At 32.0% G+C, this 15,482-nt stretch carries 14 protein-coding genes; all 14 read right to left on the bottom strand.

The genetic code is table 11. The features are described 5' to 3' along the window. Positions 1 to 4 precede the first annotated feature (4 nt). Positions 5 to 2,086: a methylmalonyl-CoA mutase gene (gene scpA / locus WHA43_RS05235; RefSeq protein ID WP_105046058.1), complete on the bottom strand. Its 2,082-nt coding sequence runs from the start codon at positions 2,084 to 2,086 to the stop codon at positions 5 to 7. Then, positions 2,079 to 3,428: a methylmalonyl-CoA mutase subunit beta gene (locus tag WHA43_RS05230; protein ID WP_105046057.1), complete on the bottom strand. Its 1,350-nt coding sequence runs from the start codon at positions 3,426 to 3,428 to the stop codon at positions 2,079 to 2,081. Before WHA43_RS05230 ends, scpA begins: the two co-directional genes overlap by 8 nt. Then, positions 3,425 to 3,685 carry an FtsB family cell division protein gene (locus WHA43_RS05225; RefSeq protein ID WP_226742847.1) on the bottom strand — a complete coding sequence of 87 codons (261 nt, stop codon included), beginning with the start codon at positions 3,683 to 3,685 and terminating at the stop codon, positions 3,425 to 3,427. The genes WHA43_RS05230 and WHA43_RS05225 overlap by 4 nt, the downstream gene beginning before the upstream one ends. A 64-nt stretch (positions 3,686 to 3,749) precedes the next feature. After that, the gene (gene udk, locus WHA43_RS05220; RefSeq protein WP_105046055.1) at positions 3,750 to 4,355 is read right to left on the bottom strand and encodes a uridine kinase; all 606 of its coding nucleotides are present in this window, start codon (positions 4,353 to 4,355) and stop codon (positions 3,750 to 3,752) included. A gap of 46 nt (positions 4,356 to 4,401) precedes the next feature. Then, complete coding sequence (locus tag WHA43_RS05215; protein WP_105046054.1) at positions 4,402 to 5,712, bottom strand: ABC1 kinase family protein; 1,311 nt, start codon at positions 5,710 to 5,712, stop codon at positions 4,402 to 4,404. Between the two features lie 3 nt (positions 5,713 to 5,715). Next, on the bottom strand, positions 5,716 to 6,378 hold the full coding sequence (locus WHA43_RS05210; protein ID WP_105046053.1) for a TetR family transcriptional regulator C-terminal domain-containing protein: 663 nt from the start codon (positions 6,376 to 6,378) through the stop codon (positions 5,716 to 5,718). 118 nt (positions 6,379 to 6,496) lie between these two features. Beyond that, entirely contained in the window at positions 6,497 to 6,784 is a 288-nt protein-coding gene (locus WHA43_RS05205; protein ID WP_105046052.1) for a hypothetical protein, read from the bottom strand. Between the two features lie 25 nt (positions 6,785 to 6,809). Beyond that, complete coding sequence (locus WHA43_RS05200; RefSeq protein ID WP_105046051.1) at positions 6,810 to 7,616, bottom strand: hypothetical protein; 807 nt, start codon at positions 7,614 to 7,616, stop codon at positions 6,810 to 6,812. A gap of 177 nt (positions 7,617 to 7,793) precedes the next feature. Beyond that, the gene (locus tag WHA43_RS05195) at positions 7,794 to 8,597 is read right to left on the bottom strand and encodes a BTAD domain-containing putative transcriptional regulator (protein WP_105046050.1); all 804 of its coding nucleotides are present in this window, start codon (positions 8,595 to 8,597) and stop codon (positions 7,794 to 7,796) included. 10 nt (positions 8,598 to 8,607) lie between these two features. Further along, entirely contained in the window at positions 8,608 to 9,117 is a 510-nt protein-coding gene (locus WHA43_RS05190; RefSeq protein ID WP_105046049.1) for a hypothetical protein, read from the bottom strand. A gap of 10 nt (positions 9,118 to 9,127) precedes the next feature. Continuing rightward, positions 9,128 to 10,129 (bottom strand): NAD(P)H-dependent glycerol-3-phosphate dehydrogenase, encoded by a 1,002-nt coding sequence (locus WHA43_RS05185; protein WP_105046048.1) that lies wholly within the window; start codon positions 10,127 to 10,129, stop codon positions 9,128 to 9,130. Positions 10,130 to 10,140: 11 nt separating this feature from the next. Beyond that, a complete protein-coding gene (locus WHA43_RS05180; protein ID WP_105046047.1) occupies positions 10,141 to 13,371 on the bottom strand; it encodes an HAD-IB family hydrolase in 3,231 nt (1,076 codons plus the stop codon). A 3-nt stretch (positions 13,372 to 13,374) separates the two neighbouring features. After that, the gene (locus tag WHA43_RS05175) at positions 13,375 to 14,535 is read right to left on the bottom strand and encodes an alpha/beta fold hydrolase (protein ID WP_105046046.1); all 1,161 of its coding nucleotides are present in this window, start codon (positions 14,533 to 14,535) and stop codon (positions 13,375 to 13,377) included. A gap of 3 nt (positions 14,536 to 14,538) precedes the next feature. Continuing rightward, complete coding sequence (locus tag WHA43_RS05170) at positions 14,539 to 15,480, bottom strand: alpha/beta hydrolase (RefSeq protein ID WP_105046045.1); 942 nt, start codon at positions 15,478 to 15,480, stop codon at positions 14,539 to 14,541. Positions 15,481 to 15,482 lie beyond the last annotated feature (2 nt).

Raw genomic sequence — 15,482 nt, 5'->3', positions numbered from 1 at the left:
TTTTTTATTCTGAAACACTATCAATTAAAATAGTCAATAAATCAATGGCAGCTTGTGCGATTTTTGTGCCAGGACCAAAAACACCAACAGCACCTGCATCAAACAAAAACTGATAATCTTGCGCAGGAATAACGCCTCCAACAATGACCATGATGTCTTCGCGACCGTATTTTTTTAGCTCCTCAATAACCTGTGGTACTAGTGTTTTATGACCAGCAGCCAAAGAAGATATACCTAAAATGTGTACATCGTTTTCTACAGCTTGTTTCGTAGCTTCTTGTGGCGTTTGAAAAAGCGGACCAATATCTACATCAAAACCCAAGTCTGCATAGCCAGTTGCAACTACTTTTGCACCTCTGTCATGGCCATCTTGCCCAAGTTTTGCAATCATAATTCGTGGACGTCTTCCTTCTAATTCGGCAAACTTATCTGCTAATGTTGCTGCTTTTTTATATAAGGAATCGTCTTTTATTTCTTTACTATACACGCCAGATATGGTTTTATGAGCGGCTTTATGTCTGCCAAAAACAACTTCTAAAGCATCAGAAATTTCGCCTAAAGTGGCTCTGTTTTTTGCTGCTTTTACTGCCAAAGCTAGTAAATTTTCTGATTGATTTTTTGCAGCATTAGTTAAAGCGACTAAAGATTTTTGCACTACATCCGAATTTCTTTCGGATTTTAATTTTTGAAGTCGTTCAATTTGTGATTTGCGAACGGCTTCATTATTCACTTCTAAAGTATGAATTGGATCTTCTTCTTTCAATCGGAATTTATTAACACCCACAATGACTTCATTGCCACTATCAATTTTTGCTTGTTTGATAGCAGCAGCTTCCTCAATGCGCATTTTCGGAATTCCTTTTTCAATGGCTTTGGTCATGCCTCCTAATTTTTCAACTTCATTGATAAGTTTCCAGGCATTTTCGGCAATTTCAGCAGTTAATTTTTCCAAATGATAACTGCCAGCCCAAGGATCAACAGTTTTGGTGATTTGGGTTTCTTGTTGTAAATAAATTTGGGTGTTTCTAGCAATTCTTGCAGAGAAATCTGTAGGTAAAGCAATGGCTTCATCCAAAGCATTTGTATGCAAACTTTGTGTTCCTCCAAAAACAGCAGCCATGGCTTCAACAGTGGTTCTAGCAACATTGTTAAACGGATCTTGTTCCGTTAAACTCCAGCCACTTGTTTGAGAATGAGTTCGCAAAGCCAACGATTTTTCGTCTTTTGGTTGGAATTGTTTTACGATTTTCGCCCATAACATTCTTGCCGCTCTTAATTTGGCAATTTCTTTGAAATGATCCATGCCTATTCCCCAGAAAAAAGACAATCTTGGTGCAAAAGTATCAATATCCATGCCTGCTTCAATTCCTTTTCTGATGTATTCTAAACCATCTGCCAAAGTGTAAGCCAACTCAATTTCTGGAGTTGCACCTGCTTCTTGCATGTGATAGCCAGAAATGGAAATCGAATTGAATTTTGGCATATTTTTACTTGTGAATTCAAAAATATCCGAGATAATTTTCATAGATGGAGAAGGAGGATAGATGTACGTATTTCGTACCATAAACTCTTTCAAAATATCATTTTGAATCGTTCCTGAAAGTTGATTCATTGTAACTCCTTGTTCTTCAGCAGCCACAATATAAAATGCTAAAATGGGTAAAACTGCGCCATTCATGGTCATTGAAACCGACATTTTATCCAATGGAATTTGATCAAAAAGTACTTTCATATCTTCAACAGAATCAATGGCAACACCAGCTTTTCCTACATCACCTTGCACACGTTCGTGATCAGAATCATAACCTCTGTGCGTTGCTAAATCAAAAGCAACTGACAAACCTTTTTGACCTGCTGCTAAATTTCTTCTGTAAAAAGCGTTGCTTTCTTCGGCAGTTGAAAAGCCTGCATATTGCCTGATTGTCCAAGGTTTTTGGACATACATTGTTGGATAAGGACCTCTTAAATTTGGCGCAATTCCGGCTGCAAAATCTTCATGAAGATAAGTTTCACCCAAAATCCTTGAAGGAGTGGAGTTTTTGTTAGTACTCAATAATTTAATATTTGAAAAGTCTTTTCTACTCATTGTCAAGTCTTTCTTTTTCAATGGTTTCTGAAATTCGTTTTCTTTGGATTGGCGTTAGCAAAGTTTTGATATTTCGTTGTTTTGCAAACGGATAAATTTCCAAGTCATTTTTCATAAAATCCTTGTTATTTTGCTGAAAATTGGTTCCAACTAAAACAACTTTTTTTGCTAAAAATTCGGCTTCTTCTTTCTTTGCGCTTTCTTTGATTTTTTTCTGAATGATGCCTTCTTTCAACTGTTGTAAAAATCCACCACCTTTTTCAATTTGCTTGAAAATCAATAATGCTTTTTCAGCTAATTGTGCTGTTATGGACTCAATATAATAACTCCCGTCAGCAAAATTTTGGGCTTCTTTTAAATAGCTTTCTTGCTGTAAAATGAGTAATTGATTTCTTGAAATTCGTTCTCCAAATTCATTTGATTTATGAAAAATAGCATCATAAGAAACATTAGAAATGGTGTTTGAACCTCCTAAAATTGCACTCATACTCTCAGAAGTTGTTCGTAACATATTTACATTATAATCGTAAATAGTTTTATTTCGCAAACTTGGCTGTGTAAAAATATGCGCTTCACAATTTGTGATTTCGTATTCATTTAATAAGGTTTCCCACAAAATTCGGAAAGCTCTGATTTTTGCAATTTCAAAGAAATAATTGCTTCCAACTGCAAACGAAAAATGGATATTTTCAGCAATTTCTTTTCCAAAATGAATTAGATATTCATTGGTATGTGCTAAGGTATATCCCAATTGTTGGGAAATAGTTGCCCCAGCATTTTGATACAAATCCAAGGAAACTGAAATTGAATTTTTGCAATCGTTTGCAATATTTTCGAGTTTTTTGTGATCCTCTTTTAAATTAACAAACCAATTGCCAGTTTCAGCTAAATTCCCAATGATATCATTTTGAAAAAAAGTGTTTTTTGAATTACAAAAATTGTAGAGTTCAATTTGAAAATCGTCATCTAAAAATGAAAACTGAAAATAGATGTTTACTGATTTTATATCAATATGTTGCAATACTTTTTGATAGTCAAATTTTTTAGTTGCTTTGAAATGAATGGCTGAAGCACCTCTTTGCAAAGCATCTTTTGCTAAGAAATTGGCTGTTTTTTCACTGTCGATAAAAACTTTTTGGCAAATTTCAAATCCTTTTTTAGGAAGTAGAATGTTGAGGTTTGTTCTGTCTTCTTTGGTGTAAAAGGGTTTTACTGTAATGCCTTCGTCAGTTTTCCAAAGTAAGGTTTCGTTATAATCAGCGCCTTTTAAATCCGCCTGAATTTTTTGTTTCCAAGCTGCTGCTGAAACAGGTGAAAATTCGTTAAATAAAAAAGTGCTCATTTTTTTGGAATGGTATCAAATTCAATCAAATAAATTTCTTCATTTTCTTTTTTCATCAAATATTGTTCTCTCGCAAATCGTTCTAATTCTAGTGAATCTTGCAACTTTTTTATCGTGCTTTTGTCTTCTTCAATTTTGTTTTTGTAGAACGTAATAGAACTCTCTAATTCTTCAATTTCTTTGTCAAATTTCCTATGAACTAAATACGAATTTTCATCAAAGAAAAGCATCCAAATGATGAAAGGAATCAAAATCATTACAAAAATATTTGTAAAGAATTTATAAAATCTATTGCCTTTTATGTTGTTTAAAAAACCCATTTTACAAACGCTCGTTAATTACAGTTCGAACAATATCTACAGCTACTGTATTGAATTTATCATTTGGAATAATGATGTCTGCAAAATTCTTAGTTGGCTCTATAAACTGCTGATGCATAGGCTTTAAGGTGTCTTGATAACGATTTAAGACTTCGTCAATATCTCTGCCTCTTTCTGTAATATCTCTACGAATTCTGCGAATTAAACGTTCATCTGTATCTGCGTGTACAAATATTTTGATGTCAAATAAATTCCGCAATTCTTCATTGTTAAAAATCAAGATTCCTTCAACAATGACCACTTTTCTTGGATGTGTTTGAATGGTATCAATCGTTCTGTTATGCGTTACAAAAGAGTACACAGGTTGTTCAATAATTTTTCCTTGTTTCAACTCTTTTAAATGTTGCACTAACAACTCAAAATCGATGGCTCTAGGATGATCAAAATTGATTTTTGTGCGTTCTTCGTAAGACAAATTGTCTGTTGCTCTGTAATAAGAATCTTGAGAAATTACGCAAACTTCATCCGAAGGAAAATGTTTAATGATTTGATTTACAACAGTGGTTTTTCCACTTCCTGTTCCTCCAGCAATTCCTAAAACTAACATAATTGATTCCCTTTTTTTGTAAATAAAGTACTAAAGTAATGAGATTTTACAAATTGATGAAATTATTGATGCGAATGTCTTTTGCTTTTAAATCAAACATTAAATTATACAATCCAAAAAACGTGCGATTCATGTAAATAAAATGTTTGGAACCTCTACTAGCATTGTAGGAACGCAATTCCGTATTTTTTGAATAACGTTCGCCAAATTCAGCAATTTTTCCAAAGAAAGTTTCATCCGAAAAATCAAATGTTTCCACGTGAAATGGTTTCGAAAAAATACCTAACATTTCATGAAACATTTCGCTAAAAAACTCTAATTCCTCTTTACTATCATCTTTTCTCAGAATTTCTAATTCGAACATTTTTTCTTCAAAAAGTGTCTTATCTAAAAGGGTTTCTGCTTTTGCCAATTCAAAATACGGATTGTAAAAATCTAGAGGAATGGTTTTCATACAACCAAAATCTAAGGCAATTAATTCTCCTTTTTCAGACACTAAAAAGTTTCCAGGATGAGGATCTGCATGTACTTTTTTTAGATTATGTATTTGAAACATATAAAAATCCCACAAAGCTTGCCCTAATTTATTGGCAACATCTTGATTGGTATTTGTGTTTGTAAATTCGGACAAATGAATGCCATTCATCCAATCCATTGTAATGATTTGTTTGGATGATAATTCTTCGTAATAATTTGGAAATAAAAGGTTTGGAATGTTTTTACAAGCTTCAACAACAGCTTTTCCTTGTGCAACTTCTAAGACATAATCTGTTTCTTCCAACAATTTATCTTGGACTTCAAAAAAGTATTCATCAGAAGTTTTTCCTTTCATGTTGAACATTCTAATCACAAAAGGTTTTAGCAATGCCAAATCTGATTTTATACTTTCAGAAACGCCTGGATATTGAATTTTTACAGCTAATTTTTTACCATTTTTTTCGGCTTTGTGAACTTGACCAATACTTGCAGCATTGTAGGCTTTTGTATCAAATTTATCAAAAGTTTCTGATGGAAATTTTCCGAAACTTTTTTTGAAAGTTTTTAAAACCAACGCTTCAGAAAGTGGAGGTACAGAAAACTGCGCTAATGAAAATTTTTCTACATACGCTCTTGGTAAAATACTTTTTTCCATGCTGAGCATTTGCGCCACTTTTAGTGGACTACCTTTCATGTCTTTAAGGCTGTCATAAATGTCTTCAGCATTGTTTTTATTGAGATTTTCACGGGCATCTTCTTCAGAATTCACCATTTTTTCTCCATAATATTTGAGGTAATTTACCCCAACTTTTGCACCTGTTTTTACCAACTTTGATGCACGTTGGATTTTTGAAATTGGAATACTACTGGCTTTTTTCATTTCTTATTGGGCGTTTTTTTGAAAAGATTCTTTATAAATAAACTTCCCAAGGTCAAAGGCATTTTTTAGAAATTTGTTTTCCAAAAGTTCGAAGCTGGTGTTGATTGATTTTTCGATAAAAATGTCTGTTTTTTCAAAAGATTCTGAGGTGTCATCCAACCAAAATTTTATGGTAAAAAACAGTTGAAACCACAATGATTGACTAATTAATTTTTGTTGAAATTTTTCTAAACCTTCAATAGGCAATATGCTTTCTGAAATTTGTAATTCGTCAATAAAAAGGATGAAACTTTTTTGTAAGCTTGATAAAATACTGAAAGATTGCACTTGATTTTTACAGCCTTTCAATGAAACTAACACAAATTCTCTATTAAGCGTTAGATTTTCAAAAAAAGTAAAATACAGACTGATTAATTTGTTTTTTGTATCAAAAGTTGAAAATTCTTCACTTTCATGAAGCACTTCTAATGAATTTAAAAAGAGTTCTTTGTAGATTGCTTTTTCTACTTTTTTTAAGGAAGTAAAATGCGCTAAAAAATCATCTTCTTTGATTTTTGTTTCTATGCAAAAGTCATTAATATCAGATGGTTTCTCTTCATTTTTGATGACATAATCCATGTAAATGGTAAAAATGTCATCTCTCGTAATTTTCTTCTTTTTAGCCATACAAAAATTTATTGTGCAAAAATACGAAACGTTTTACTGTTCAAAGAAAATCTGACGCATATAAAACAAAAAACCAAGTTAAAATTAACTTGGTTTTTTAAAATTGAAGTGGAAAATTTTAAGCGAATAATTTGCTGAATCTTTTTTTTCCTTTTACTAAATGATTTTTGTAAGTTTCTAAAGCATCAAACACAATATTTTGTTGATTTTCCATCAATTTAATACCTGATTTCAACGCTTTGTCAGTTACTTGTTGCCATTGAGTGGCTACAGAAATTCCCTCTGTAACTACTTCTTCTGTTTTGTTTAACGCAAATTCATTTGCTTTTTTTGCGTTTACTTTTGCTGTTTCTATCGCTTTTGTTACTGTTTCAGCGATGTTTACTTTTTTAATTTTAGTATTCATAATTTCTGAATTTTAAAAGATTAAATTATTTTTTTGACCAATTTTTTACGGCTTCTAAATCGCCTTTCATCGCTAATTTAGCCTGAGCTTTCCAACCTGATAAATCGTAAATTTTTGCATTTACACCAGCATCATTCAACAAATTTGTCAAATCTTTGATTGTCATATTTGCAATTTGTGCATACGAAGTGATGTTCAATTCATTCAATGATTTTTCTAAAACAGGACCAATTCCTTTGATTGCTTTTAAATCATCCACAACATCTGTTTTTTCTACAACAACTTTTTCAGTCGTTTTTTTTACAGGAGTATTTTTTTTAGCTTTTGGAGCTGCTTTTTTTGGTTCTTCTGTTAAAATATCTTCTGTATAGTTCTCAACTTTTTCTTTCACTTCTTCAATAGTTTCAGTGATGTTTTTCTTGATTTTATCAGCAATTTTTTCAGCTTTTTTTACAAATTTATTGTTTGCAACTTCTTTTTCAATTTTGTTTTTTACCTCTTCAGCTTTTTCAACTAAAGGATTTTCAGTAATTTTTTTCTTTGCATTTTCTACCATTTTGTGGTCATAACCAACCAAAGTTTTCAATCGTTCAGTACCATTTTCTAATTGACTTTTGATTGATTCAGCAGTTTCAACCATCATATTGATTTGTTGCTTTGTTAATGGTTCTGCTTTTTTAAGCAATTTAGCCGTTAATTTTTGCCATTTTTCTCCAGTTTTTACGGTAGTTTCAATAGCATTGAAAGAAGCATCAATCAAATCATTATTGATTTTTTTTACGATTGCTTTTGCTTTTCCTATGTTTTCTTTTTTTGACTTTTTTGTTGCCATGATATATTGTTTTTTATATTTTTTTAAATTTGATAATACAAATGTACGTTTGATGAGTTACAACTGAGTTACATTTACAAGTTGACTAATTTTTCTAAAACTCAGTTTCCTAAATTTTTATACAAATGTAAAATACAGGAGTTGCAAATGAGTTACAAAAATATAACTTATTGATAATTAATGTATTTCTTCTATGAGTTGTAGTAATTTTTTCGTTTCAGGCAAAGGTGCAATTCCATATTCTTCCTCTAAAATAACTTCACATTTTAGATAGGTTTTTAATGCTTGTGGTCTATTTCCTTTTATAAGGTAACCTTGCATTTGAATACGATAAGCGTCTTCCCAAGTAGCATCAATTTCTAGTGCATTTTGCGCCAAACGAATGCTTTCTAGTGGGTTTTCATCCAACATTAATTCGGCTAAAGTAATGTAGGTTCCTAAAATCAATAACTGATTTTTTTCGCGTTCTTCTGATGTCCAATCTTCATAAATTCTTGATGGTAAAAAGGAGCCTTTATATAATTCAATAGCGTTTTTGTAAGCAATTTTTGCGATTGATTTGTCAATGGTAAAAGCTTCATTACCAATAATTACGTATTTTTCTAAAGCTTCTACATCAATCCAAACTTTTTCTAAATCAATTTGATAACTTACTCCTTGTCTGATGATAAAATTGGGTTCAGTTCTATTGATTCTATTGGGTTCTAATACTTTTTGAATGCCATGAAGTGCGACTTTAAAATCGCGATCATCCCAATCTTCCCACAAATGATCCATGATTTTTTCTTTGTGAAGCGCATTTTTTTTTCTGTTGGAAATAAAGTATTGAAATAGTTGCATGGATTTATCACGACTCCATTCTTTGTCGTTAATTTTTTCTTGATTTCTCCACAATACAAAATTCCCAAGTGTCTGAATTTTAATTTCAGCTTGTTCTTCAAAGGATTTTAATTGTTTTATTTGTTGGAGTAAATCAGACATTTAACAAGAATTATTTCTTTTGATTGTCTATTTTTTTTGACAATTTTTTGATTTCAGCAGTCAAATCTTCAATTTGTTGTTGCACTTTGTGAAAATCAGATTTTGAGGCATTTTTCCATTGATCAATTTGTACTTTTTCACTGATTTCTTCACCAATTGTAGTGATTTGGTCTTGCAATTGATCTTGTAAATTATGTAATTGTTTTTTAGGATCTTTTAAAGTTTCTTTCAGTACTTTTGGACCTACATCTTTAATGGTTTTCCACATAGAAAGACTTTTTTGTAAGATGTTTTCTTGCTCCTCTTGAGGTTGATTTTTGGTAGCTTCTTCAGTTAGGGCATTTAATTTTTTTTGCATGAATTGAAGTGCATCCTTGAAATCAGCAAAACGTTTTTCATCACCATCTTGAATGTGAGATATTTTCCCTTTCCATTGTACTTTTGATTCGCCATTTTCTTCAAAAATCTCTTGCTGAAAACGAACCATAAAAGAGGCAGTTTGTTCTTGTTTTTTGTTCATAATCGCATGTTTAACCTGGTTCTTTTTCTGAACCAACTTCATATTTAATCAATCCTTTAAAGGCGTCATTTACGGTATTTCCTTCGTATAAAACTTTGTAAATTTCTCTAGAAATTGGCATATCAACTTGATATTCTTTCGCTAATTCCATCACGACTTTTGCGGTTTTTACACCTTCAGCAACTTCATTCATTTCACTGATGATTTCTTCCAATTTTTTGCCTCTTCCCAATTGAAATCCAACGTGATGATTTCTACTTTTTGAACTTGAACATGTGGCAACCAAATCTCCCATTCCAGCCAAACCAGCAAATGTACTTTTTTTACCACCCATAGCAACTCCCAAACGTGTCAATTCAGACAATCCTCTTGTAATAATGGCTGCACGTGTGTTATCACCAGCATTTGCGCCATCACCCATTCCAGTTGCAATGGCAATAATATTTTTTAAAGCTCCACCTAATTCACAACCAATTACATCATCATTTGTGTAAACTCGAAATAAACCTGAGCTAAAAACAGTTTGTAATCTTGAGGCTATGTTGTGATCAACCATAGCAATTACAGCTGCAGCTGCTTTTCCAAAATGAATTTCTTTCGCCAAATTCGGACCTGTTAATACTCCTGCAGGATTTTCGGGTAAAATTTCTTCGATAATTTCTGTCATTCGTTTTTTGGTGTTCAATTCTAATCCTTTTGCCAAATTAATTACAGGAACCCAAGGTCTTATGTATGGTTTTGCCTCTTCTAATACTTTGCGCAAACTTTGAGAAGGAACTCCCATAACTATGACATCAGCATCTTCAACAGTTTCTTTGATGGAGGTTGAAGCTCTTAATGAAGGTGTTAGTTTAGCATGAGGTAAATATTTTTCGTTTGTATGAAATTCATTGATTTCATTAACAATTTCTTCATCTCTTGCCCAAATTATGGTTGGGCTATTTTTTGCAGTTAATGAGGCAACTGTTGTTCCCCAAGAACCTCCTCCCAACAATCCAACTTTTAGTTTCATAAGTATTGATTTTAATTTTCTAACTCTTTTATGAACATATTTCTAACTTCCTCCACATACAAATCTATGTTTTTAGGTTTCCATTCAGACGTGTCAACAGGATCTAAAATTACCACTTCAATTGCAGTAGGATTGAAAATATTGCTTCCTTTTGGCATAGCCAAATATGCATTTTTAATGACAATAGGTACAATAGGAACACCACCTTTCATTGCCAAGTGAAAAGCTCCTTTTTTGAAAACTCCTAATTTTTTGCTGCCACTTCTGGTTCCTTCTGGAGCAATTACGATTGATGTGCCATTTTTCAGTGCTTCAACAGCTGGTTTCATTGCTTCAATGGCTTTTTTCTTATCAGCTCTATCAATAAAAATAGCTCCTAAAGCTTTAAAAACAGGTCCTAAAGGTGTCATTTCAAGTTCCTTTTTTGCAACTCCTGCAATATCTTTTCGCAAGATTTTTAATAAGATGAAAAAATCAGCAGAACTTTGGTGATTGAAACAAAAAACAGCGGGTCTATTTTCTTCTAAAATGTGTTTTCCTTTGATGGCAATTTCCAAACCTGCAAATTTGGTTCCTAAATCGCCAATACTTGCCAAAGTAGTGTTTCTACCCTCTTTGACATCTAACAATAAACTTCCTTTTAGCAATCCTTTCAATGCTGATGGATAAATACTGGCAGCTGCTAAACCTGTTCGTAAACCATTGACAAGTGGTTTTTTACTGTTTTCTTTGAATCGTAAAATGGGCCAATTATTTTCAAAAGCCACTTGCGAAAGTCTTGAATCTGGATTTGTAGCAATGGGTTTTCCAACCAATTCTAATAGAGGGAAATCATCAAAACTGTCTGTGTAAAAAAAGCTTTTTGATAAGTCAATGGTGTTTTTTTTAGCGAATTTTTTGGCAGCTTTTGCTTTTCCTTCAGCCCAACAAATCTCATTGATTTCTCCTGTGAATTTTCCTCTTTTTACTTCCAATTCTGTTCCGAAGATGTCTTTTATTCCTAACTCTTTTGCAATTGGTTCAATTTGATAACTTGTTGCTGCAGAAATAATTACAACTCTATGTCCTTTTTTAAGATGAGAATCAATCAAAATTTTAGCCTCTGGATAAATCGTATTCATTAAATAATCTTGATATACTTCTTCACCCAATTTAATAAATTCATTTTCTTTGACGCCTTTGATTCCTAAAGCAGCAATTTTAGTAAGCGTTTCAAAATCACGATTTCCTGCTGCATACACTAATATGGAAGCAAATTGAGATAAAATTTCTTTGGTGGTTGATTGTCCACTTAACAATCTTGATTTTAAAAATTGTTTCGCTGAAAAATCATTGATTAATGTTCTATCTAAATCAAAAAAAGCAGCAATATGACTTCCTTCTTCATCATCTAAAACAACTTGGTTTGTATCAATTCCAGGAACAAGCTTTTCTGTAAAATCTTCTTTTATTTTTTTAGAATTGACCAATTCTAATTTTTGTAAAAATTGCAAACGATCCGTCAAATTTTCTAATAAAATCATCCAATCAGCTAATAATTTAGAATTAATTTTATTGTTTGAGGGTGTTAATTTGCTGTTTTTTGCCAATCGCAAAGCACTGATTAAAAACGGTTTAGTTGCGCTCTCTAATCTGCTAATCCTATTTTGCCAATGCAATTCTTTTCCTTTGAAAAGACACAATTCTACGAAAGTTTCTTCATTAAATTCATCCTCTAAATCCCACGTTTCTAGTGTGTAACAAACAACTTTGTTGGCTTCTAAGTAAGTTAATAACAATGCTTTTGAAACAAACAATTCTTGTTTTGAAAGTAATTCTTCAATTGTAGCCTCAGGATTTGATAAAATAGTTCGCCAATTTTTATCAAACAATTTCATTTCTGCTTCAATTTCTGAACTAAATTGGGGCTTATTTGTGTAGAAAAACTCAAATTTAAAGAGATTTCTGAGGTTCATAATTTCTTCCCAAAAAGCAACAATTCGTTCAGAAGCTTCAACTTCTCGAATTTTTACCAAAGCCATTTCTATAAAAGCTCTGTGGTACAAATGCGCAGCAGCCATGTTTGCATAATAGGTGGCTGATAAAAATTCTGACGCATCTATATTGTATTGTGTTTTGTAGCCTGCTTTGTTTTTTTGAATGATACCTGCACTTTTCAATAAATTCAATGCTTTTTGAACAGCTGCACCAATACTTTTTCCACGTTCAATCAATACATTTTTTTTGCGCTGCTCAATATAATTCATCAATTTAATGACATTGAATTCTATTTCCTTTTTTGTCAATGCAAAATTGTTCAATAAAATCGTACAAACCAGTGAAACTGTGGTTACAGGAGTTATCATATTTGCTTTATGAATCAGTTCAAAAGCAAATCTTGGTAAGGTATTTTGATGCGCATAATTGTCTTCATCAATATCTGGAATTAGTGCATTTTGATGTTCAGAAGCATCAACAGGATCTCCAAAACGTATGGCTGCTTTTCCAAACTCATTGCCTAATTTTTTGATATAATTCACAAAAACACCAATATCTTCGGATTTTTTTTCTTTGCCTTTTCCTTCTTCCGTCATTTCTTTTACATCAGGAATCAAGTCGTACACAATAGAAACAGGAACATATTTGATGTTTCTGCTGCTAGCTTTTTCACCTTCCATGATGTATTTTAAAATCCCCATTTGAGGATATACAATTTTTCCAGTTCTAGAGCGAGTGCCTTCAATATTCCAAGTTAAATGATCGCCATTTTCAATCAAACATGAAATATAATGTTTTAAAGAGGCTTTATAAATTTGATCATCTTTAAAACTTCTTCTGATAAAAATAATACCCGATTTTTTCGCCAATTGTTTAAAACCTGGAAATGCTAAATTGATTCCGCCAAACGAATATGGAATTGGCATTCCGTAACTTGCTAGTGTTGAAACAAGTACAACTGTGTCTAAATATGTTTTGTGAGTCAAAATAAATGCTACTGAATTTTGACGCATGAGTTTCATCAAATTTTTGATTTCTTGCGTATTAACATCAATTTTGTTGTTATAAGCTTTTTTCATCATCAACTGGAATCCTTTGATCGAAAGCATGTTTGCAATAGGATGCTGTTCAGAAAAAAGTTCTTCCATGCAAATAGTACCTTTTTTTTGAACTTCAGTCAAATCCATTTCAAGTTCTTGAGCTATTTTGGCAAGCTCTTCTTGAAATTTTGGATGTTTGATACAGTTTTCTAGAGTATGATTCATAGCTTAACTAAAAAAAAGATTTGTAAATTTTGAGATGCCTTTTTGTTTCCAAAAATGAGGATAAAAAAGTTTTTCTGCTTTAGAAATAATTCCTTTTTGATGCGAGTTTTCGATATTTTCATGCAAGGTTTTAGCAACAGTTAAAAGCACAGTTGCATTTGCGCCCATGCCTGAATGACTCCCAAAAACCTCAATATTTTTGATATCATCTCTAAACGTTTCTGCCTCTAAACAATGTTTCCAAGGAACTAATCCGTCTGTTTTTGTATAAATACATGTAATTGGAATTTTAGGAATTTGTTCTAATTCTTTGATGAGTTTTTCATTTCTCTCGCGCAATTTTCTGCCTCTTAAAAACTCTAAAGATCTGATTACAGGTGTTTGCATGTGTTTTATTCCCCAAACTGGAGATCCAATTGTAATGAGTTGAGCTACTTTTTCAGGATGTCTGTTGGCAATTATTTTCGCAAAAATGCCACCTCCACTCCAGCCAACTAAACTTACTTTTTCTTGATGTTTTTCATAAATTTCATCGAGTTTTTCAATCAGTTTTGGCAAGGATTTAGAATTGATCATGTTGATACCTAAATCCCATTTATAAGTTTTAAATCCGGCTGATTTTAGATATTTCCTTACAAAAGTGGTGGAATAGTCATTTCCTAAGTAAGGAGGCATCAGCAATACAGGTTTTTCATGCGCACTTTTATATCTTGGAATCAAATGATACAAACCAATCATAGTGGTCCATTCTACTAAAGATCTACTTTCTAGCAACACATTGTACAAAGGAGGAGGAGGGATTTTAGCATTGATTCGTTCAATTTCTTTTCTAAACTTTTGGATGATATTTGCAATGGTATCTTTTTCGATTTTTTCTACAACTTCTTTTTTGTAGATATTTTCGAGCAATAAAATCAAGGTGATATAATCTCTGTCAGGTCCAAAATCTTCACAAATTGTAATGCAATTTTGACTTAAAATAGTGAGATTCTCTTTTCCTAAAGTTGTTTTTTTGATGATTTCATTCAACTGCTTTTTATTTGGATGATTTTCAAATTCTTTACGAATACGATTCTTAGCTTCTGCTAAAGTTTCGCCTTGAGAAACAGCGATTGCAATTGCAAATTTTATAAAAGAGGTATATACAATTTTGATACTTTCCATAAGTTATTTGTTGGCTGTTACTTTTTGGTTTAGCCAGTTTAAAAGGTCTGTTTCAACCTCGATTTTATTAATTTCGTTCAGCATTTCGTGTCTTCCGTTTTTGTAAAGTTTCAGGGTAAGGTCTTTTATGCCTGCTTTTTTATAATTTTCTGCAACTTTTACAACCCCTTTTCCCATTTCTCCAACAGGATCTTGGTCCCCTGAAAATAAGTACATAGGGATGTTTTTTGGAGTTTCTAAAAAAGCATCAAATTCGTTTATTTTTTTTGTTGCTTGTAAAATATCTAAGAAAATACTCAGCGAAAAATCTTCTATTCTTAATGGATCAGCCTCAAATAAATCCACTTGTTTTTCATCACTACTAATCCAATCAACTGCTGTTCTGTTGGGTTTAAAAGCTTTGTTGAATTGTGTAAAAAATAAATTTTTAAGCAATTCATTACTTTTATGTTTGCCATTCATTTTAGTGAAAAACTTAGCACTTAAAATTCCGAAAGCGCCCAAACCTTTCATAAAACTTCCAGTTCCTGATAAGATTAAAATTTTTACATCTTTACCAAATTTGATCACATAAGCCCTGCTTAAAAAGGAGCCCATGCTGTGGCCAAATAAAATGATTTTATTTTTTGGATGCTCTTTTTGAATTATTTGAGATAATTGACGCATATCATTTAGCGCGTCTTCAAAATAATCTTCACCATCATAGTAGCCCAAATAATCTTCATTTTTTATTGAATTTCCGTGATTTCTATGATCGTTTGCATATACTTCAAATCCTTCGTTTTGAAGTTTTTCAGCAATAGAATGATACCTTCCTGCATGTTCTCCAATTCCGTGAGCTATTTGAACAACTCCTTTAAAAGGTTTGTTTTCAGCAGCAAACCATTTGTAATAAAAAATGATTTGATTTTCAGGAGTTTTAAAAGTATCTGTTGTAAAATTCATGG

This window comes from Polaribacter gangjinensis, from assembly GCF_038024125.1.
Lineage (GTDB): Bacteria > Bacteroidota > Bacteroidia > Flavobacteriales > Flavobacteriaceae > Polaribacter > Polaribacter gangjinensis.
This window is presented reverse-complemented; position numbering and strand designations above follow the sequence as displayed.